The following is a 17457-nucleotide window of genomic DNA, read 5'->3' as shown; positions in this document are numbered from 1 at the left end:
TGGCAACGATTTCAGATTAGAATCCGCTGTTTAAAGGGGAAAATGGTCCGGGCTCCGGTCGACATGCCGGAATGCCTGCAAATGGGAACAACGCGTGACGATCTATCTGCCGATCGCAGAACTGTCGGTGAATATCCTCATTATTCTCGGCATGGGCGCAGCCGTAGGGTTCCTCTCCGGCATGTTCGGCGTCGGCGGCGGCTTTCTCATCACGCCCCTCCTGATCTTCTACAACATCCCGCCCGTCGTCGCGGTCGCCACCGGCTCCAATCAGGTCGTCGCCTCCTCGGTCTCGGGCGCGCTTACCCATTTTCGCCGCGGCTCGCTCGATCTGAAGCTGGGGGCGATACTTCTGGCGGGCGGCCTTGCGGGTGCGACGTTCGGCCTCTGGCTGTTCGTGCTGCTGCGCCGACTGGGCCAGATCGACCTGATCATCTCGCTGATCTACGTGCTTTTGCTCGGCACCGTCGGAACGCTGATGCTGTGGGAAAGCGTGCGGGCGATGCGCCGGGCCGCGGGAAAGCTGCCGCCGTCCTCCGGCAAGCCGCGCCATCATAACTGGGTGCAGCGCCTGCCTTTGAAGCTGCGCTTCAAGAAATCCAAGCTCTATCTCAGCGCCATACCGGTCGTCGGCCTCGGCTTCTTCGTCGGCATGCTGACGCCCATGGGTATCGGCGGCGGCTTCATCCTCGTGCCGGCCATGATCTATCTGCTGCGCGTTCCGACGAACGTGGTCGTCGGCACCTCGCTGTTCCAGGTCATTTTCGTGACGGCCTTCACCACCATCGTCCAGGCCGCAACCAACTATTCCGTCGATATCATACTGGCCTTCCTGCTTATGGTGGCGGGCGTCGTCGGCGCCCAATACGGCGTGCGCGTCGGCCAGAGGCTGCGCGGCGAGCAGTTGCGCGCCTTGCTCGGCCTCCTCGTTCTCGCCGTCGGGCTTCGCCTGGCGATCGCCCTGGTGGTCACGCCAGCAGACGTCTATTCTGTCGTGCTCGAAGGGGTAAGCAGATGAGGCGCCTCGGCTTGCTCATCGCCGCGACACTACTGCTTGCGCCGCTCGGCGGCCAGGCGCAGGTGCTTCTCGATCAGCCGACGACCTCGACATCATCGCGCGAGACTATGGAGATCGGCACCTCGACGAGCGAGATCGCCATCACCTCAGACTTCGCCGGCGCCGACCTGACGATCTTCGGCGCCCTTTCGAACACCGACCAGCTGCTTCTGGCGATCGGCCAGTACGACATCGTCGTCGTGCTGGAGGGCCCACGCGAAAACGCCACGGTGCGCAGGAAAGAGCGCGTCTTCGGCATCTGGGTCAACACCCGGTCGATGACATTCGAGCATGTGCCGCAGGCCTATTCTCTGTCGAGCACGCGCGCCGTCGACAATATCACCGCGCCGCTCGAGCTCAGCGACCGCGGCATCGGCGTCGACCATATTCCCCTGACCCCGGTCGGCTTCGTCGGCAATGTCGCCGATGTGCCGGAATTCCGGCAGGCCTTCCGTCGGCTGCAATCGGCCGGAGGCCTCTATGAAAGCGATCCGGCAGGCGTGCGCTTCGTCAGTTCCACACTGTTCAAAGCGACGCTCAGAATACCCGCCGATGTGCCGAACGGCGTGCATACGGTGCGCGCCTATCTCTTCAAAACCGGCAAGTTTCTGAACGAAAAATCCCTGCCGCTGCGGGTCATCAAGACCGGCATAGAGCAGATGATAACCGACGCCGCGCACCAGCGACCGATCACCTACGGCGTGTTCTCCGTCTTGCTGGCATTGATTACCGGATGGGCGGCAAGCTTCATATTCCGGAAAAGCTGATCATTCGCTTTTCTTGCGCTCGACCACCGCGAGATAGGCTTGCGTCAATCTGCCAAGCACCGACGGCGTGCCCGGCGGCAGCACCTTGCCGAGATGCCTGGCGCGCAGTTCGTCCATGAAATCCTCCCAGAGCTTCGGCCCACCCTCTTCCAGCAGCTCGGCGCGGATCGACAGTTCCTCCGAGGCCGGAAGATGCTTGCGGCCCCAGGCGCCCATGTGGGCAAACAGCGGCACGAGATCGATCGCCATCTCGGTGAGGCTGTAGACGGCTTTCTGTTTGTGGGTGGGATCATCGTCACGGGTGAGAAGCCCGCGCTCGACCAGCCGCTTCAGGCGGTCGGCGAGAATATTTGAAGCGATACCCTCCTCCGACTTCTGCAGCAGCTCGCGAAAATGCCGGCGATTGCCGAACATGATGTCCCTGATGATGATCAGGCTCCAGCGATCGCCGAGGATTTCCAGCGTCAGATTGATCGGGCAGCCTGAGCGGTGCAATGCGTCCATAAGAGTCTCCAAAAACTGCTTGCATTTTGCCATCAGTCGAACTAGTTTTCAACTGCTTGCATTTAGCAAGCGGTTTTGATCATGATACGGTTATGGCGAAGGAAAAACGATGAGGAAGCTTGTTGTCTGGAATCTCATGACGCTCGACGGCTACTTCGAGGGAATCAAGCCATGGGACCTCGATTTTCACATGCTCGCCTGGGGCGACGAACTGGAACGCTATGCGACCGAGCTCGGCAACGAGGGCGACCTATTGATCTTCGGCCGCAAGACCTATGAGGGAATGGCCGCCTACTGGCGGACCGCAACTGAGACACCCGATATCGCCGCCTATATGAACGGCATCGCCAAGATCGCCGCCTCGCGGACGCTCGACAAGGCGGAATGGAACAATACCCGCGTGGTTCGCGACATTGCCGCCGAAGTCAGGAAGCTGAAGGAAGAGCCCGGCAAGACCATGTTCGTCTTCGGCAGCGCCGAGGTGACGGATGTGTTGCTCAAGGCTGATCTGGTGGACGAGATCCGCACCTGCCTCGTTCCCGTCGTGCTGGGCGCCGGCAATCCGCATTTCAAGCCGGCAGCCGAGCAGAGACCGTTGAAGCTGCTTGAATCCAGAGCGCTGAAAACGGGAGCGGTGGTCCTGCGCTACGAGCCGGTGAAATTTGCCTGAAATGCTTCAGGCCGACAGATTGCCAAACCGCACCGAATAGATGCGGTCGCGGCCGAGCAGATGGGCGATCAGGCTCTCCGGCTCGAACAGGCCGGCCATGGCCTTGTGACGAAGGTCGAGGCCGCCGGTCATGACGCCGAAGGCGGGCATCAGCAGACGTGCGCCGTCCGTGGCGAAACACGGGCGTCGCACCGATTTCTCACGGCGACGGACGGTGGCGGAAGGATGCAGGTGGCCGGCGATCTCGCCGGCATGCCGTCCCGCCTTCGGCTCGTGGCGGAAGGTCAGCCCGCCATAGTGCATCTCGTCAACCGAATGACCGGGCAGATCGACGGTACCGTCCGGATCGTGATTGCCGTTGATCCAGATCCATTCGCGGCCGCGCGCCATGGTGACGATCAGACTCCGAAACTCCTCGGGCAAATGCTGCGAACCGACGCGATCGTGGAAATTGTCGCCAAGCGAGACGACGAGCTTCGGGTCGTAACGGGAGATGACGGCGGCCAGCACGGTCAGCGTCGCCAACGTATCGTAGGGCGGCAGCAGCATGCCGCGGCGGGCGAAAGCGGCGCCCTTTTCCAGATGCAGATCGGAGACGACGAGAATGCCGGCATCCGGCAGATAGAGCGCGCCGAGCGGATCGCAGAGGGCGGCAACGCCGTGAACGACGGTCTCGACGCTCGCGGCAGGCGTCGCGCCGTTCCCTTGACCGTTCATATCTCGCGCTAGCGCCAGGCGGTTCATCACCCTAATACTCTACCTTTGTCGTCTGTTTCGCATGATCTCATCCAAAAACCGCTTCACACTTTTTGGGATCATGCTTCATTCCATGGCCTCGCGGATCAGGTCGTCGGCAGCCTCCGCAAGCACGGCATCGTGGGCCTCGCCAGGCACCGGCACCTTGCCGATTTCCAGCATCACCGGCACGGCGAGCGGCGAGATGTGATCCAGCGCCCGGTGGGTGATATGGCCTTTGATTCGTCTCAGCATATCTCCAAGTCGGCCGATATCCAAAAGTCCCGTCGCGGCATCCTGCCGGGTCGCCTGCAGCAGGATATGATCCGGCTCGTGGCTGCGCAGCACGTCATAGATCAGGTCGGCGGATACCGTCACCTGACGGCCGGTCTTTTCCTTGCCGGGATGCCGGCGCTCGATCAAGCCGGCAATCACGGCACAATTGCGGAAGGTGCGTTTCAGCAGGAAGGATTCGTCGAGCCAGGCCTCGAGATCATCGCCGAGCATGTCCTCATCGAAGAGATCGGAGAGGCTGAGACGGCGATTGGCGATCATCATCCCCATATCCTCCAATCCCCATATGCCAAGGGAATAATCGGTGGCGACAAAGCCCATCGGCTTGGCCCCGGCCCGCTCCAGCCGGCGGGTCAAGAGCATGCCGAGCGTCTGGTGCGCCAAACGCCCCTCAAAGGGATAGGCGACCATGTAGGCGCGGCTGCCGCGTGGGAAAGTCTCGATGAGAAACTCGTCGCGCCGTGGCAGCAGCGATTTTTCCTTCTGGAGTTCCAACCAGTCACGCACCTGATCCGGCAGGCGATGCCGTCGGTCGGGATCGGCGATCATCGCCCGCACCTGATCGGCGAGATAGGTTGACAGCGGAAACTTGCCGCCGGCATAGGATGGGATTTTCGGGTCCATGGAGAAAGCCTGCGACGCCAGGCATTCGTTCTCTCGGATGCCTTCGAAGCGCAGCACCTTACCGGAGAACAGAAACGTATCCCCGGGCGAAAGCTGTTCGAGAAAATACTCCTCGACCTTGCCGAGCGGCGCTCCCCCTCGCCCGAGCGAGCCGAGCGCATTACGCTTCACCATGCGGATATTCAGCATCGCCTCTTCGACGATGGTGCCGAGGTTGAGACGGTATTGTTGGGCGACCTGCGGATTGGAAACGCGCCAGCGCCCTTCCGGCGTCTTGCGGATGCGGGCATAGCGCTCATAGGTCCGGAGCGCATAGCCGCCAGTGGCGACGAAATCGACGATGCGCTCGAAGGTTTCCCAGGAGAGATCGGCATAGGGAGCGGCGCTCTGCACCTCATCATAGAGTTCCAACATGTCGAAGGGCTCGGCGCAGGCCATGCCGAGCACATGCTGGGCGAGAACATCGAGCGCACCGGCGCCGATCGGCGGCGTATCCTGCGCGCCGATATAATTGGCGTCGAGGGCTGCCTGGCATTCCATGACCTCGAAGCGATTGGCCGGCACCAGGATTGCCTTGGAAGGCTCGTCCATGCGGTGATTGGCGCGGCCTATACGCTGGGCGAGACGGCTTGCGCCTTTGGGTGCACCGACATGGATGACGAGATCGACATCGCCCCAGTCTATGCCGAGATCGAGCGTCGAGGTGGCGACGACAGCGCGCAGGCGGTTGGCGGCCATGGCCGCCTCCACCTTGCGGCGCTGGCCGACATCGAGCGAGCCGTGGTGCAGGGCGATCGGCAGATTGTCGTCATTGGCGGACCACAGCTCCTGAAACAGCATTTCTGCCTGCGAGCGCGTATTGACGAAGAGCAGCGTGGTGCGATGGGCCTTCAGTTCGCGATAGATATCGGGGATCGCATACTTCGCGGAATGGCCGGACCAGGGGATGCGCTCTTCGGTTGATAGTATCGATATGTCAGGCTTGGCGCCGCCATCGACCAGAACCAGGCCGGCATGTTGCTCCTTCCCTTGCTCTTGCGCCACCAGCCATTTCTGCAGGTCCATCGGCTGGGCGACGGTGGCCGAAAGGCCGATGGTCCGGACGCTTGGCGCGAGCCTGCGGATGCGGGCGAGACCAAGTGAGAGCATGTGACCGCGCTTGGAGGTGACCAGCGAATGCAGCTCGTCGAAGACGATATATTTCAGATCCTTGAAGAAGCGCTCGGCCTCGCGATTGGCAAGCAAAAGCGCCACCTGTTCCGGCGTCGTCAGAAGAATATCGGGCGGATTGAGCTTCTGGCGCTGGCGCTTGCCGGCAGGCGTATCGCCGGTGCGGTTTTCGACCGAAACAGGCAGACCCATTTCGGTAACGGGCTTCATCAGGTTGCGCTCGATATCGACGGCGAGCGCCTTCAGCGGCGAAATGTAGAGCGTATGGATGCCGGTGAAGGCCGAGCCGGGCGGGACCTTGCCGCGGCGGGTGAGATCGGTGAGCGACGGCAGGAAGCCGGCCAGCGTCTTGCCCGCGCCCGTCGGTGCGATCAATAGCGTGCTTTCGCCGGCCTCGGCGCGAGCTAGCAGTTCGAGCTGATGGGCACGCGGCTGCCAGCCCTTTTCCGCAAACCAGCGGATGAAGGGGGCAGGCAGGGCAAGAGGGTGCTCCGGGTCGATCTGGTCCACGCGGGCAAATGTAATGGATATGCGGCGGATGAGAAGCGGGGATGTTTGACTTCGCATCGTTGGTTTTGGAGTTCGTAGAAAGTGTGCACCCCCCTCTGTCACTGTCGTGACATCTCCCCACAAGGGGGGTGTCGGGCACGCAGCATATCGACAGCCACCTTTCAGGCTACGTACCGCCCCAATTAAAAAAGCAATTGACTCCCAGAATAATCGCAGATAAAAAATATCCATGATTAGAAAGGCAGAGACATGAAGCTCGGAGACGGCGTCGAACAATCCATCCATTGCGTCAGCATGCTGGCTGGATTGTCGGATGGAGGTGTGCTTTCGGCCGCTGCCCTTGCCGAATTTCATGGCGTCTCGGTCAGCTACCTTCTGAAGCATCTGCAGGCGCTTTCGGGCGCCGGCATTCTCGATACGGTTCCGGGGCCGAAAGGCGGCTATCGGCTGGCGCGCAAGCCCGAGGCGATCAGCCTGCTTGATATCGTGCTGGCCGCCGAGGGTCCGGCGCCCGCCTTCCGCTGCGCGGAAATCCGCCAGCGCGGCCCGAGCCCATTGCCGGGGCGCTATTTCGCCAAGCCCTGCGGCATCAACGCCGCCATGCTTGCGGCTGAACGCGCCTATCGGGCCGAACTGGCCAAAACCAGCATCGCCGACGTGCTGACCGACCTCAGGCAAACGGACACGGACGGCGGCATAAACGCGAGGGGCTGCGCCTTTCTCGCGATCCATGAACGCAAGACCAAAAGCTGAACCCAAAAAAACGAGAACCCAAGGAGAAGATCATGCATCCCCGTTTCAATTTCGCCAAAGCCTCGCCCGACTCCTACAAGGCCATCGTCGCACTGGAAAACTTCGTCCAGAGCTCGGGTCTGGAGCGCCGCTTCATCCACCTGATCAAGCTTCGCGCCTCGCAGATCAATGGCTGCGCCTATTGCGTCGACATGCATGTGAAAGAAGCCCGGCACGACGGACTTAGCGAACAATGGATCAACCTGCTGTGCGTCTGGTGGGAATCGCCTGTTTATGACGACCGCGAACGCGCCCTGCTTCGCTGGGTCGACTCCGTCACCAAGATTGCACAGACGGGCATACCGGATGCCGACTACGAACCGCTGAAACAGCATTTCAGCGAAGAGGAGATCGTCAAGATCACCGTGGCGATCGGCGCGATCAATATCTGGAACCGGCTCGCCGTCGGCTTCCGCGCGCTGCATCCGGTCGATGCGGCAAACAAGGCGGCCTGAGTTTCCTTTTCCTAAACATGCTGTGCGTCTCCGCTCGCCACTAGACTCCGTCATCCTCGGGTCAAGCCCGAGGATGACGGAGTTTGGGTTAGCAGCCGGCGCACACGAGAATCTGGGCGATAAACGCCATTTGATAAGCTCAGAACTGGCCCAAAAAAACGAATGACGCGGGACCGAAGTCCCGCGTCATTCATTCACTTTTCTATTTCCTATGCTCAGCAAGCCAAGCTTGGAAGCTTTAGGCGGCAGCCGAAGCGAAGCCTTCAGTCGAGACTTCCGAGATGGTCTTCAGAACCTGCGAAGCGATCTGGTAGGGGTCGCCTTGCGAGTTCGGGCGACGATCTTCGAGGTAGCCCTTGTAGTCGTTCTTGATGAAGGAGTGCGGAACGCGGATCGAGGCGCCGCGGTCAGCAACGCCGTAGCTGAACTTGTTCCACGGAGCAGTTTCGTGCTTGCCGGTCAGACGCTTGTCGTTGTCCGGGCCGTAGACGGCGATATGAGCGTCGAGGTTCTTGTCGAACTGAGCCATCAGCGCTTCGAAATAAGCCTTGCCGCCGACTTCGCGCATGAACTTGGTCGAGAAGTTGCAGTGCATGCCCGAGCCGTTCCAGTCGGTGTCGCCGAGCGGCTTGCAATGGAACTCGATGTCGATGCCGTACTTTTCCGTCAGGCGCTGCAGCAGGTAGCGGGCCATCCAGATCTGGTCGGCGGCCTTCTTGGAGCCCTTGCCGAAAATCTGGAATTCCCACTGGCCTTTGGCCACTTCGGCGTTGATGCCTTCATGGTTGATGCCGGCTTCCAGGCAAAGATCGAGATGCTCTTCGACGATTTCGCGAGCAACGTCGCCGACATTGCTGTAGCCGACGCCGGTGTAGTACGGGCCCTGCGGAGCCGGGTAGCCGGCTTCCGGGAAGCCGAGCGGACGGCCGTCCTTATAGAAGAAGTATTCCTGCTCGAAGCCGAACCATGCGTCTTCATCGTCAAGGATGGTCGCGCGGCTGTTGGAAGCGTGCGGCGTAACGCCGTCCGGCATCATGACTTCGCACATGACGAGAGCGCCGTTGGTGCGGGCCGGGTCGGGATAGAGGGCGACGGGCTTGAGCACGCAATCGGAGCTGCGGCCTTCGGCCTGCATCGTCGACGAACCGTCGAAGCCCCAAAGCGGAAGCTGCTCAAGCGTCGGAAATGCGTCGAATTCCTTGATCTGCGTTTTACCGCGCAGGTTCGGTACCGGGGTGTACCCGTCGAGCCAGATATACTCGAGCTTAAATTTCGTCATTACGCACCTCATAACAGTTAATCAGGCGAAGTAGAAAAAATTGCCGGCACGCCCGCCGAAAAATCCTTCACTACAAACGGCTGCCACATGACATGCATTTGACATGCCAGATTACGCGGCTGTTCGACTCGAGCGACGAGGATTTCGCAATTCGCACGCTTTTGCGCGGGGATTTATGAGCATTAAATGCCCAAATCTTTTCAAATCGTAAGCCGCTCGACGGCAGGTGCTGCCAACTTGTCGCACCCCCGCCGATTCGGGCCGGCCTGAAAAATCGGCCGGTTCAGACAGGGGCGCCGATCTGGCGACATCTAAATTGCCTATAATTTCAACGTTTAGCATTTTTTTTGAGCAAAATGCTGAAATCTGCGTTTGGCTCTGCTATATATGAGTTGTCTCTTCAAGCACGCCCGCTTGAACACCAAAAGGAGAGACAAAGAATGGTAATCCGTGTTCAACACGAAACGGCAAAGATTTATCAGTTTCCCGTCAAGGCCCGCCCTACCGCGGTGGGCCAGCGCGCTAAGCTAAACCTCACCCCGGACATCGGCACGAGCATCGCGACGGCTGCATTCGACAGCTGGTATCACGAAGCTGCGATCGTCGAGTCCGACGAGACCCGCAAACAGTAAATCACTGGCCGTCTAGAAGGCGATATAGCGATCCGAGCGGTGATTGATCGCGAGGAACAGGTTGAGGGCGATTGCGCCCAAAACCGAGCAGATGACCACGAATGGCGAGGTCACTGCAAAAGCGACCGCGAGAACGCAAAGGTCGACCGCAAGCTGCACCAGCCCCGCACGTATGCCGAAACGCTCCTGCAAATAGATCCCCAATATGCCGACACCGCCCAGGCTGGCGCGGTGACGGTAGAGTGCGAGCAGCCCGAAGCCGAGCAGGATGCCGCCGAGAAGTGCCGACCAGAGGGCGTTGACATGGGCCACCTCGAACAGGCGCGGCTGAATATTGGTGAGCAGCGAGGTCAGCGCAATGGCGATGAAGGTCTTCACCGTGAAGGCGGGACCGAGCTGCTTCAGCGACAGATAGAAGAACGGCAGATTGACCACGAAGAAGGCCAGGCCGAAATTCACGCCGATCGCATAATGCAGCAGGAAGGCGACGCCGGCGGTGCTGCCCGTCAACAGCCCGGCGCTCGAAAGGCAGAAAAGCCCGAGCGACGAAACCAGACTGCCGGAAACTATGCCTTGAATATCCTCGACCAGGGAATGCCGGGTCGCGGACGTGTTCCAGACGCCAAAGGCGCTCTTCAGGTTTGCCATGTGCTTTCCCCTTTGTTTTCAGGGAATTTGCTGAAAGCCCGTACCACAATCAAGAGCAAATATGTAAGGAATGCTGACCTATTTAAAATTCGCAAGAATCGATCGGTCAGGCGGATTTGCGCGTAATGAACAGAATGCCGTGGACCGGTTTTCCGGCATCCATGCGAATGATGCTGCGCGCGAGATCCTGTACCGCAAAGCCATTGTCGGCCAACACCTCCCTCACATAGGCTTCCGAATGGGCGAAACGCAGAGAGTGGCGTAGCACATAGCCCTCAGGATGCTCCGCATCCTCGACCGAAAAGGCGAAGACGGCATTGTCGGCCGCCAGCATGCGCGTGATCGCCATGACGCCATGCAGATCGCCCAGATACATCAAGACATCGGCGGCGGTGATGAGATCCGCCCGTCTCGGCGCCAGCCCGGCATCGAAAACGCCCGACAGAAGCGGCTCCCGCGACAGATCGGCCTGGCCGAGATGGTCGTAGACGCCCTTCTCCGCTGCCTTGGCGAGCATGCCCTTCGACAGATCGAAGCCTTCGAGCCGATCGACGCGCCCGCGGATCTCCGGCCCGAACAGGCCGGTGCCGCAGCCGAGATCGACGGCGAGTTGGAAATGCGTTGATATATCGGCCGTGCCGGCGATCAGGGCCGCAAGCTTGCCCGGAACGCTATAGCCAAGCTTCCCCACCAGCGAAGTCTCGAACCGATCGGCGTAATCGTCGAACAGCCGCTCGACGTAAAGGCTCGGGGGCCGATCCGGCACCGCCACTGCTCCCAGAACCGCAAGCTTAAGGCGCGCGCCGAAGACGTCGCCGGCATCCAGCGCCAGCACCTCGTTCAATGCAGCGATCGCGCCCGGCACATCGCCGGCCTTTTCGCGATAGGTCGCGAGGGTGAACCAGCCCGCGGCCCAGTGCGGCACAAGCTCCAGCGCCTGTTCCATCAATTCGCCGGCGCTCGCTGGCTCGCCGCCTTCGGCAAGCATTTTCGCGTAGTCGGCACGACGGTCGGCAATGACATCGCCGGAGGAAAGCTGGCTCGGCAGCATGGGTTCGATCCTGTTTGACGCTCGGCTTTGGACGCGGCCACAAAAAAACTCAAGTCCTATTTCAGGCAGACGCGTGTTTGAGATGGATGCCAGGCAAAAGCGCTTGCGCGTCGCAGCCCGCGGCCCTATCTCAAAACCGACCGACTGCCCACTATGGAGACGTCAGCATGTCCGATCAGGTGAACAGATTCCTCGGCGACTCGCCGGGCCGCACAGTGGTGAAGCTCGTTGTCGTGTCGCTCGTCGTCGGCTTCGTGATGAAGTTCTTCGGCTGGCGGCCGCTCGATTTCCTCAACGGCCTGCGCCGCTTCGTCGTCGATCTCTGGCACAGCGGCTTTGCTGCGCTCGGTGAATTCGGTGATTATCTGGTTATTGGCGCATCCATTGTCATCCCGCTCTTCATCATTCTCCGATTGTTCAATTATAACCGCTGACATGAATTCCCAGACATTGCCTTATACGCGCCGCGATACGCTGCGCCTCGCCGCCCTTGCGCTCGCTGCCTCCGTTGCGAGCTGCGCCACGCCGCCTGCCCGCCTTTCCAACACGCCGGCCAGCGACCAGACCGCCTCCGCCCTACCGCTCGTCAACGCGCTGCGCGCCAAGAACGGGCTGCCGCCGCTGAAGATCGACACCGCCGCCAGCACCGCCGCCGTCTATCAGGCGCGACGCATGGCGGATGCCGGCAAGATGGAACATCTGATCGGCATCGGCGACGATTTCGGCAAGCGGGTCAAGGCGAGCGGCGTCAAGTTGCCGGCCGCCGAAAACATCGCCGAGGGCCAGCGCGACGTGAACGCCGCTGTCACGGCCTGGATCAATTCGCCGAAGCATTTGCACAACATGCTCGGCAAATATGACGGTATCGGCGTCGCTCTTGCCTATGCCCCCTCTTCCGGCAGCAAGCCCTATTGGTCCATGGTGCTCTCCACGGATTGAGGAGGCGCGAAGCAGATATGAATGTTCAGGACGCGAGCGGAAGGGTTCTGCCCTTCGATGTCACACATCGGCTCGTGCTGTCGATCGCGCTTCCGATGACCCTCGGCTTCATGACGACGCCGCTGCTCGGTCTTGCCGACACCGCCGTCGTCGGCCATCTCGGCCAGCCGGATGCGCTTGCGGGACTTGCGATCGGCGCGGTGCTCTTCGATCTCATCTTCGCAAGTTTCAACTTTCTGCGCGCCTCCACGACCGGGCTTACCGCACAGGCCTATGGCCGCCATGACCGGCACGAACAGCAGGCGGTCTTCTGGCGCGCCCTGATCTCGGCCCTCGGCTGCGGCATCCTGATCGTCGTACTGTCGCCCGTCCTGCTCTGGCTCGGCATCAAGCTGATGGGGCCGCAAGGTGCCATTGCCGATGCAACACGCACTTACTTCTCCATCCGCATGCTCTCCGGCCCGGCGGCACTTGCCAATTACGCGCTGCTCGGCTTCGTGCTCGGTCGCGGCCAGGGCCGCATCGGGCTGCTGCTGCAGACCGTCATCAACGGCGTCAACATCGCGCTCGCCATTCTTCTCGGCCTCTGGCTCGGCTGGGGGGTTGCCGGCGTCGCCTGGGGCACGCTGATCGGTGAGGCGACCGGCACGCTGCTGGGGCTCGCCATCGTGATACGCAGCTTTGCCGCCGAAGAGAGGCCGGCGCGCGCCGAATTGCTGTCGCGCTCCAAGCTCACGCAGCTCTTTGCGCTCAATCGCGATATCCTCATCCGGACCTTCGTGCTGATCGGCGCATTCACGCTGATGACGCGCATCGGCAACAGCTTCGGCGCGGTGATGCTGGCCGCCAATGCGGTGCTGATGAACTTCTTCCTGCTGTCCGGCTATTATCTCGACGGACTGGCGAACGCCGCAGAGCAGATTACCGGCCGTTCAATCGGCGCCAACTATCGCCCTGCCTTCGAACGCGGGTTGAAGCTGACCGGGCTTTGGTCCTTCGGGCTGGCGCTTGCCGCTGCCGTGTTCTTCTTCACCGTCGGCCCGGCGCTGATCCGCCTGCTGACGACTTCGCAGGAGGTTCGCGCCGCTGCCGAAACCTATCTGCCCTGGGCCGCCGTCACGGGTCTGACAGGCGCTCTCGCCTTCTTGATGGACGGCGTCTTCATCGGCGCCACCTGGTCGCGCGACATGCGCAACCGGATGCTGATGTCCTTCGGTGGCTACCTTATAGCGCTTGCGATCCTCGTCCCGACGCTCGGCAATCACGGCCTGTGGATGGCCATGAACGCCTTCCTGCTGTTCCGCGGCATCTTCCTGGCCATGGGCCTGAAGAAACGGGCCGATCAGACGTTCCGGTTCGCCCAGTAGTCCAGCCTGATGTCGCGCAGGTCGCGGATCGAGCCCGCACGCTCGCGGTCGAGCAGCTTCGACAGGCCGGCGACAATCTGGCCGGGCAAGCCCGGCCCTTCATAGACCATGCAGGAATAAAGCTGCACCAGATCGGCACCTGCCTTGATCTTCTCCAGCGCCGTCTCGGCCGATGAGACGCCGCCGACCCCGATGATCGGGAGAGCGCTGCCGACACGGCGGCGCATCTTCGCCAGCACAATGGTCGACTTCTCGAAGACCGGCTTGCCGGAAAGGCCACCCGCCTCTTTCGCCTGCCGCTGATCCTTCAGTCTGTCTCGCGAAAGCGTGGTGTTGGAGACGATCAGGCCGTCCAAAGCGTGGGCCAAGGTTTCGGCCGCGATGTCGTCCATGCCCTCCTCGGTCAGATCAGGCGCGATCTTCAGGAAGACGGGGATGCGCTTGCCGGCCTTCGCTGCCTCCTCGTCGCGGGCGGCGAGCACAGCCGACAGCAGCGCCGACAGGCTTTCGCGCCCCTGCAGATCGCGCAGGCCCGGCGTATTGGGCGAAGAAATGTTGGCGGTGAAATAGCGCGCCACGGAATAGAAGCGGCGGATGCCGGTGACGTAGTCGGCGATGCGGTCGACGCTGTCCTTGTTGGCACCGATATTGACGCCGATGATGCCCTTGCCGCGAACAGCCTGCAGCCGGCGGAGAGCCGCTTCATGACCTTCATTGTTGAAGCCGAGGCGGTTGATGACGCCCTCGTCCTCGACGAGACGGAAGATGCGCGGGCGCGGATTGCCGGGCTGCGCCTTCGGCGTCACCGTGCCGATTTCGGTAAAGCCGAAACCGAGCTTCAACAGGGCTTCCGGCACCTCGGCGTTCTTATCGAAGCCGGCCGCCATGCCGATGGGATTGGCGAAGTCGAGCCCGGCGACGGTCTGGCGCAGGCGCGGATCGGCGCTGACGCGGCAAGCCGGCACGAGGCCGGACTTCAGCGCCGCAATCGACATGCCATGCGCCGTTTCCGGATCGAGGAGGAAGAGGCCGCGCCGGCCGAGATCACGAAAGGCTCCGATCATTCGGCCATCTCCGGAAAGACATGCACACCATCGGAACCGATCGGCAGCGGCTTTTCCCAGAGCACCGCCGAAAGCGGCAGCGGCGCGTAGAGATGCGGGAAGAGATCGCCGCCACGCGAGGGCTCGAACACCAGCTTCTCGCCAAGCACATCGCCGTCGACCGCCACCAGCAGCAGCCCTGCCTGGCCGGCGAAATAGAGCTCCGCGGTCTTCACCGCCTGCCCGGCCGTGGACAGATGAATGAAGCCGTCGGTCAGATCGATCGCCGCGCCATTAAAAACGCCGGTTTGTCTGGCCTGCTGCCAGAGCGCGTCCGGCACGATCTTGTAAACCACTGGCATCGCGGTCATCATCCCTATGTGAACATTTGCTCTAATAGGGCTTTGCACGAAAACCGCCGTCGATGTCCACGGGGAAACGTGCGCGAAGATGCACAGTTAAGCAGAAAATCCGGAGGATGACATGACGAAGGAAATGAGAATCGGCATCGCGGCCCTGCTTCTGCCCGCCGCTGTTCTTCTGACTGCACCCGCATTCGCGGCCGAGCCGGACGCAACACGCTTCCAGCTGGAGCGCAGCGGCGATCATTTCGTCCGCCTCGATCGGCAGACCGGCGCGATGTCCATCTGCCAGGATCAGAACGGCAACCTCGTCTGCCGCATGGCCGCCGACGAGCGCGCCGCCTATGACGACGAGCTCGACCGTCTCTCCGACCGCGTGACCAAGCTTGAAAAGACCGTTGCCTCCAACAACGGATCAAGCCTTCCGAGCGACGCCGATGTCGATCGCACGCTCGGCATCATGCAGAAATTCATGCGCGGCTTCATGGGCATGGCGAAGGAATTCCAGAACGAGCAGCCGGACACCAAGCCGCAGCCACAGAAGACCTGAGGCCCGGGATAGCTGGGCGATGAAAGCACAGGGATAAAGGACCGTATTCCTATCTCGCCCTTTACTCGCCAAAATGCCTCGGTTAACCTTTTTGCAATGAGTTGAGCGCCGGGCCATCCGGCGCGCGGATGCTGAGCGGCGATGCTGTCACATGAGCAGATATGGGGTGCGATAGACAGGCTCGCCGAGCGATATGCCTTGACGCCCTCCGGTCTGGCACGCCGCGCCGGGCTCGATGCTACGTCCTTCAACAAGTCGAAGCGGTTGAGCCAGGACGGGCGCCTGCGCTGGCCATCGACGGAATCGATCGCCAAGGTGCTGGATGCGACAGGCGCGAGCCTCGAGCAATTTCTGGGTTTCCTGCGGAGTGGCGAGATGTCCGCCCAGGGAATTTCACCAGCCGGCAGCTCCATTCCGCTTATCGGTTTTGCCCAGGCAGGCGCCGGCGGTTTCTTCGATGACGGCGGCTTCCCGGCGGGCCAGGGCTGGGATATGGTGGAATTTCCCGCCGCGACCGGGCATGAGGCCGGCGTCTATGCGCTGGAGATACAGGGTGAAAGCATGCTGCCGCTTTACCGCGACGGCGACATTCTGATCGTCGAACCAGGGGCTCAGATCCGGCGAAACGACCGTGTCGTGGTCAAGACCCGCGAAGGCGAAGTCATGGCCAAGGTCTTGCTGCGGCAGAGTGCACGCTCGATCGAGTTGATGTCGCTCAACCCCGAGCACCCCAACCGCAGCTTCGATCTGGCGGATGTGGAATGGATCGCCCGGATCATATGGGCAAGCCAATAGGAAAGTTTTCTCGGTATGCGTCGTAATATTTTGCTTGGAGGTGTGGCGGGCGCGGTGGTCGGTTCGTGGTTGACGCTGATCGTGGTCCAGCTGGGAGAGCATGGCTTTTCTCTGCCCCACCGAGGCGCTAGCGGCGCGGTGACGGAAAATCGGCCGGCGACAGCGCCGGCGGAAACCGCCAAGGCCGATCTCACGCCTGCGAAGAATAATGAGGCGCCAAAGCCCATCGATACAGCTAAGCAGGACGCTACGACCTCCAATAAAACGCAGCCGGAAGATCAGACCGGGGCGCCGCCCGCCAAGCCGGCCGTGGAGATAGCGCCTGGCAGCGATGTGAGTAAGGCTGAGGAAAACAACGCAGTCACTGCTCAGCCGGCAGTGGCGCAAGAGAGCAAGGCCCTTCCCGCCACAGCGCAGTCGACCAATGTTTCGGCAAAGCCGAATGAGGCGCCGCCGGCACGGTTCTTGAAAAACACGGACACGCCCTCGGACCAGACTTCAGGGCCAACCGAAGTCGCGGCGGACAAGCCCAGCGCCGCATCGACATCGCCGGAACCTGCGCCTGCCGACCAGGCTAAAGTAGATCCGACGCCGGACAACCGGATGCCGGCCGATCAGATCGACAGGCAGATGGCTGCATCCGAACATCAGACCCTTCCGCCCCGGCCTCAGTCGGAGCAGGCTTCGCTCGGTGATGCGCAGAAACCTGAGGAGCAGATAAAGCCCATCGAGCTTGTCAGACCCTTCGCAGATCAGGCTGGTGTGCTGACCATTGCGGGCAGGAGCGTGCAGCTCACCGGCATCATCCCGACCGATGTCGATCGGATGTGCACCGGCCCGAGCGGCAAAAGCTGGCCTTGCGGACTGGCTGCCCGCACCGCATTCCGCATGTATTTGCGCGGACGCACCATCGACTGCGACCTGCCGAGCGCGACCTGGCAGGGCACGGTGAAAGGTGCCTGCCGCTATGTTCGCGTCGATCTCAGCGCCTGGCTCGTGCGTTTCGGCTGGGCCGAGCCGGAACCCGGATCGCCGCTGGCGCCGCTTGTCGACGAAGCAAAGCAGAAGCAGCGCGGCATCTATGGGGACGACCCACGAAAGACTGGAAAATCAACCCTTGGACCTGCTTTGCCCAAGGAAGATCCGCTCAATCCGATCTGACGCCTTGCTTCCGCCACCAGCTTTTGCCATGAGACGCGCGACTTTTCAGTCT

General features: G+C 61.5%; 20 protein-coding genes. 12 read left to right on the top strand and 8 right to left on the bottom strand.

What is annotated here, in order from left to right:
- Nucleotides 1-94: 94 nt before the first annotated feature.
- Nucleotides 95-1018, top strand: coding sequence for a sulfite exporter TauE/SafE family protein (locus tag FHT29_RS10550; protein ID WP_037203176.1), 924 nt, complete (start codon nucleotides 95-97; stop codon nucleotides 1016-1018).
- Nucleotides 1015-1824 carry a TIGR02186 family protein gene (locus FHT29_RS10545; protein ID WP_047556055.1) on the top strand — a complete coding sequence of 270 codons (810 nt, stop codon included), beginning with the start codon at nucleotides 1015-1017 and terminating at the stop codon, nucleotides 1822-1824. Before FHT29_RS10550 ends, FHT29_RS10545 begins: the two co-directional genes overlap by 4 nt.
- Here FHT29_RS10545 and FHT29_RS10540 read toward each other — a convergent pair whose 3' ends face one another.
- Complete coding sequence (locus tag FHT29_RS10540) at nucleotides 1825-2328, bottom strand: helix-turn-helix domain-containing protein (protein ID WP_047556057.1); 504 nt, start codon at nucleotides 2326-2328, stop codon at nucleotides 1825-1827.
- Nucleotides 2329-2437: 109 nt separating this feature from the next.
- Between FHT29_RS10540 and FHT29_RS10535 the strand changes: the two genes are divergently transcribed.
- Nucleotides 2438-2998 carry a dihydrofolate reductase family protein gene (locus FHT29_RS10535; protein WP_047556059.1) on the top strand — a complete coding sequence of 187 codons (561 nt, stop codon included), beginning with the start codon at nucleotides 2438-2440 and terminating at the stop codon, nucleotides 2996-2998.
- Nucleotides 2999-3004: 6 nt separating this feature from the next.
- On the opposite strand, the gene pdeM is transcribed toward FHT29_RS10535, so the two are convergent.
- Nucleotides 3005-3742, bottom strand: a complete 738-nt coding sequence (pdeM, locus tag FHT29_RS10530; protein ID WP_047556061.1) for a ligase-associated DNA damage response endonuclease PdeM — start codon at nucleotides 3740-3742, stop codon at nucleotides 3005-3007.
- 78 nt (nucleotides 3743-3820) lie between these two features.
- Nucleotides 3821-6331: a ligase-associated DNA damage response DEXH box helicase gene (locus FHT29_RS10525; RefSeq protein WP_047556063.1), complete on the bottom strand. Its 2511-nt coding sequence runs from the start codon at nucleotides 6329-6331 to the stop codon at nucleotides 3821-3823.
- A 249-nt stretch (nucleotides 6332-6580) separates the two neighbouring features.
- Here FHT29_RS10525 and FHT29_RS10520 point away from each other — a divergent pair, with 249 nt between their 5' ends.
- Nucleotides 6581-7084: an Rrf2 family transcriptional regulator gene (locus FHT29_RS10520; protein WP_037203171.1), complete on the top strand. Its 504-nt coding sequence runs from the start codon at nucleotides 6581-6583 to the stop codon at nucleotides 7082-7084.
- Between the two features lie 32 nt (nucleotides 7085-7116).
- Nucleotides 7117-7578: a carboxymuconolactone decarboxylase family protein gene (locus FHT29_RS10515; protein WP_168599655.1), complete on the top strand. Its 462-nt coding sequence runs from the start codon at nucleotides 7117-7119 to the stop codon at nucleotides 7576-7578.
- A 238-nt stretch (nucleotides 7579-7816) separates the two neighbouring features.
- On the opposite strand, the gene FHT29_RS10510 is transcribed toward FHT29_RS10515, so the two are convergent.
- Nucleotides 7817-8857, bottom strand: a complete 1041-nt coding sequence (locus FHT29_RS10510; protein ID WP_037203169.1) for a glutamine synthetase beta-grasp domain-containing protein — start codon at nucleotides 8855-8857, stop codon at nucleotides 7817-7819.
- Between the two features lie 440 nt (nucleotides 8858-9297).
- On the opposite strand from FHT29_RS10510, the gene FHT29_RS10505 reads away from it, so the two are divergent.
- Nucleotides 9298-9489 carry a DUF2735 domain-containing protein gene (locus tag FHT29_RS10505; protein WP_047641204.1) on the top strand — a complete coding sequence of 64 codons (192 nt, stop codon included), beginning with the start codon at nucleotides 9298-9300 and terminating at the stop codon, nucleotides 9487-9489.
- Nucleotides 9490-9501: 12 nt separating this feature from the next.
- On the opposite strand, the gene FHT29_RS10500 is transcribed toward FHT29_RS10505, so the two are convergent.
- Together FHT29_RS10500 and FHT29_RS10495 are read right to left on the bottom strand one after the other, a co-directional pair.
- Nucleotides 9502-10137, bottom strand: coding sequence for a YitT family protein (locus tag FHT29_RS10500; RefSeq protein ID WP_037203167.1), 636 nt, complete (start codon nucleotides 10135-10137; stop codon nucleotides 9502-9504).
- 106 nt (nucleotides 10138-10243) lie between these two features.
- Nucleotides 10244-11188: a methyltransferase domain-containing protein gene (locus FHT29_RS10495; protein WP_168599654.1), complete on the bottom strand. Its 945-nt coding sequence runs from the start codon at nucleotides 11186-11188 to the stop codon at nucleotides 10244-10246.
- A 167-nt stretch (nucleotides 11189-11355) separates the two neighbouring features.
- On the opposite strand from FHT29_RS10495, the gene FHT29_RS10490 reads away from it, so the two are divergent.
- From FHT29_RS10490 to FHT29_RS10480, 3 genes are read left to right on the top strand one after another with little or no spacing between them, the layout of a single operon-like run.
- Nucleotides 11356-11622, top strand: coding sequence for a DUF6460 domain-containing protein (locus FHT29_RS10490; protein ID WP_037203165.1), 267 nt, complete (start codon nucleotides 11356-11358; stop codon nucleotides 11620-11622).
- A 1-nt stretch (nucleotide 11623) separates the two neighbouring features.
- Nucleotides 11624-12127: a CAP domain-containing protein gene (locus FHT29_RS10485; RefSeq protein ID WP_037203163.1), complete on the top strand. Its 504-nt coding sequence runs from the start codon at nucleotides 11624-11626 to the stop codon at nucleotides 12125-12127.
- Between the two features lie 17 nt (nucleotides 12128-12144).
- Nucleotides 12145-13494 carry an MATE family efflux transporter gene (locus tag FHT29_RS10480; protein ID WP_168599653.1) on the top strand — a complete coding sequence of 450 codons (1350 nt, stop codon included), beginning with the start codon at nucleotides 12145-12147 and terminating at the stop codon, nucleotides 13492-13494.
- Here the strand turns inward: FHT29_RS10480 and FHT29_RS10475 are convergent.
- Nucleotides 13470-14558, bottom strand: coding sequence for a quinone-dependent dihydroorotate dehydrogenase (locus tag FHT29_RS10475; RefSeq protein ID WP_168599652.1), 1089 nt, complete (start codon nucleotides 14556-14558; stop codon nucleotides 13470-13472). The genes FHT29_RS10480 and FHT29_RS10475 overlap by 25 nt on opposite strands.
- Nucleotides 14555-14911, bottom strand: a complete 357-nt coding sequence (locus FHT29_RS10470; protein WP_168599651.1) for a DUF952 domain-containing protein — start codon at nucleotides 14909-14911, stop codon at nucleotides 14555-14557. Before FHT29_RS10470 ends, FHT29_RS10475 begins: the two co-directional genes overlap by 4 nt.
- Before the next feature lie 109 nt (nucleotides 14912-15020).
- On the opposite strand from FHT29_RS10470, the gene FHT29_RS10465 reads away from it, so the two are divergent.
- The 3 genes from FHT29_RS10465 (at nucleotide 15021) to FHT29_RS10455 (ending at nucleotide 17405) form a co-directional block, all read left to right on the top strand.
- Nucleotides 15021-15449 carry a hypothetical protein gene (locus FHT29_RS10465; RefSeq protein ID WP_037203157.1) on the top strand — a complete coding sequence of 143 codons (429 nt, stop codon included), beginning with the start codon at nucleotides 15021-15023 and terminating at the stop codon, nucleotides 15447-15449.
- Between the two features lie 141 nt (nucleotides 15450-15590).
- A complete protein-coding gene (locus FHT29_RS10460) occupies nucleotides 15591-16244 on the top strand; it encodes a helix-turn-helix transcriptional regulator (protein WP_047641046.1) in 654 nt (217 codons plus the stop codon).
- Between the two features lie 15 nt (nucleotides 16245-16259).
- Nucleotides 16260-17405, top strand: coding sequence for a thermonuclease family protein (locus tag FHT29_RS10455; protein WP_168599650.1), 1146 nt, complete (start codon nucleotides 16260-16262; stop codon nucleotides 17403-17405).
- Nucleotides 17406-17457 lie beyond the last annotated feature (52 nt).

The sequence above is a fragment of the Rhizobium sp. SG741 genome, assembly GCF_012275435.1.
Taxonomy (GTDB): domain Bacteria; phylum Pseudomonadota; class Alphaproteobacteria; order Rhizobiales; family Rhizobiaceae; genus Rhizobium; species Rhizobium lusitanum.
Note: the sequence above shows the minus strand (reverse complement) of the source record. Positions and strands in the feature narration are given on the sequence as shown.

Bases quoted from the DNA above. Each gene is read 5' to 3' on its own strand.
- FHT29_RS10545 (WP_047556055.1), top strand. From the start codon at position 1,015: ATGAGGCGCCTCGGCTTGCTCATCGCCGCGACACTACTGCTTGCGCCG.
- FHT29_RS10540 (WP_047556057.1), bottom strand. From the start codon at position 2,328: ATGGACGCATTGCACCGCTCAGGCTGCCCGATCAATCTGACGCTGGAA.
- FHT29_RS10535 (WP_047556059.1), top strand. From the start codon at position 2,438: ATGAGGAAGCTTGTTGTCTGGAATCTCATGACGCTCGACGGCTACTTC.
- pdeM (WP_047556061.1), bottom strand. From the start codon at position 3,742: ATGAACCGCCTGGCGCTAGCGCGAGATATGAACGGTCAAGGGAACGGC.
- FHT29_RS10520 (WP_037203171.1), top strand. From the start codon at position 6,581: ATGAAGCTCGGAGACGGCGTCGAACAATCCATCCATTGCGTCAGCATG.
- FHT29_RS10515 (WP_168599655.1), top strand. From the start codon at position 7,117: ATGCATCCCCGTTTCAATTTCGCCAAAGCCTCGCCCGACTCCTACAAG.
- FHT29_RS10510 (WP_037203169.1), bottom strand. From the start codon at position 8,857: ATGACGAAATTTAAGCTCGAGTATATCTGGCTCGACGGGTACACCCCG.
- FHT29_RS10505 (WP_047641204.1), top strand. From the start codon at position 9,298: ATGGTAATCCGTGTTCAACACGAAACGGCAAAGATTTATCAGTTTCCC.
- FHT29_RS10500 (WP_037203167.1), bottom strand. From the start codon at position 10,137: ATGGCAAACCTGAAGAGCGCCTTTGGCGTCTGGAACACGTCCGCGACC.
- FHT29_RS10495 (WP_168599654.1), bottom strand. From the start codon at position 11,188: ATGCTGCCGAGCCAGCTTTCCTCCGGCGATGTCATTGCCGACCGTCGT.
- FHT29_RS10490 (WP_037203165.1), top strand. From the start codon at position 11,356: ATGTCCGATCAGGTGAACAGATTCCTCGGCGACTCGCCGGGCCGCACA.
- FHT29_RS10485 (WP_037203163.1), top strand. From the start codon at position 11,624: ATGAATTCCCAGACATTGCCTTATACGCGCCGCGATACGCTGCGCCTC.
- FHT29_RS10480 (WP_168599653.1), top strand. From the start codon at position 12,145: ATGAATGTTCAGGACGCGAGCGGAAGGGTTCTGCCCTTCGATGTCACA.
- FHT29_RS10475 (WP_168599652.1), bottom strand. From the start codon at position 14,558: ATGATCGGAGCCTTTCGTGATCTCGGCCGGCGCGGCCTCTTCCTCCTC.
- FHT29_RS10470 (WP_168599651.1), bottom strand. From the start codon at position 14,911: ATGATGACCGCGATGCCAGTGGTTTACAAGATCGTGCCGGACGCGCTC.
- FHT29_RS10465 (WP_037203157.1), top strand. From the start codon at position 15,021: ATGACGAAGGAAATGAGAATCGGCATCGCGGCCCTGCTTCTGCCCGCC.
- FHT29_RS10460 (WP_047641046.1), top strand. From the start codon at position 15,591: ATGCTGTCACATGAGCAGATATGGGGTGCGATAGACAGGCTCGCCGAG.
- FHT29_RS10455 (WP_168599650.1), top strand. From the start codon at position 16,260: ATGCGTCGTAATATTTTGCTTGGAGGTGTGGCGGGCGCGGTGGTCGGT.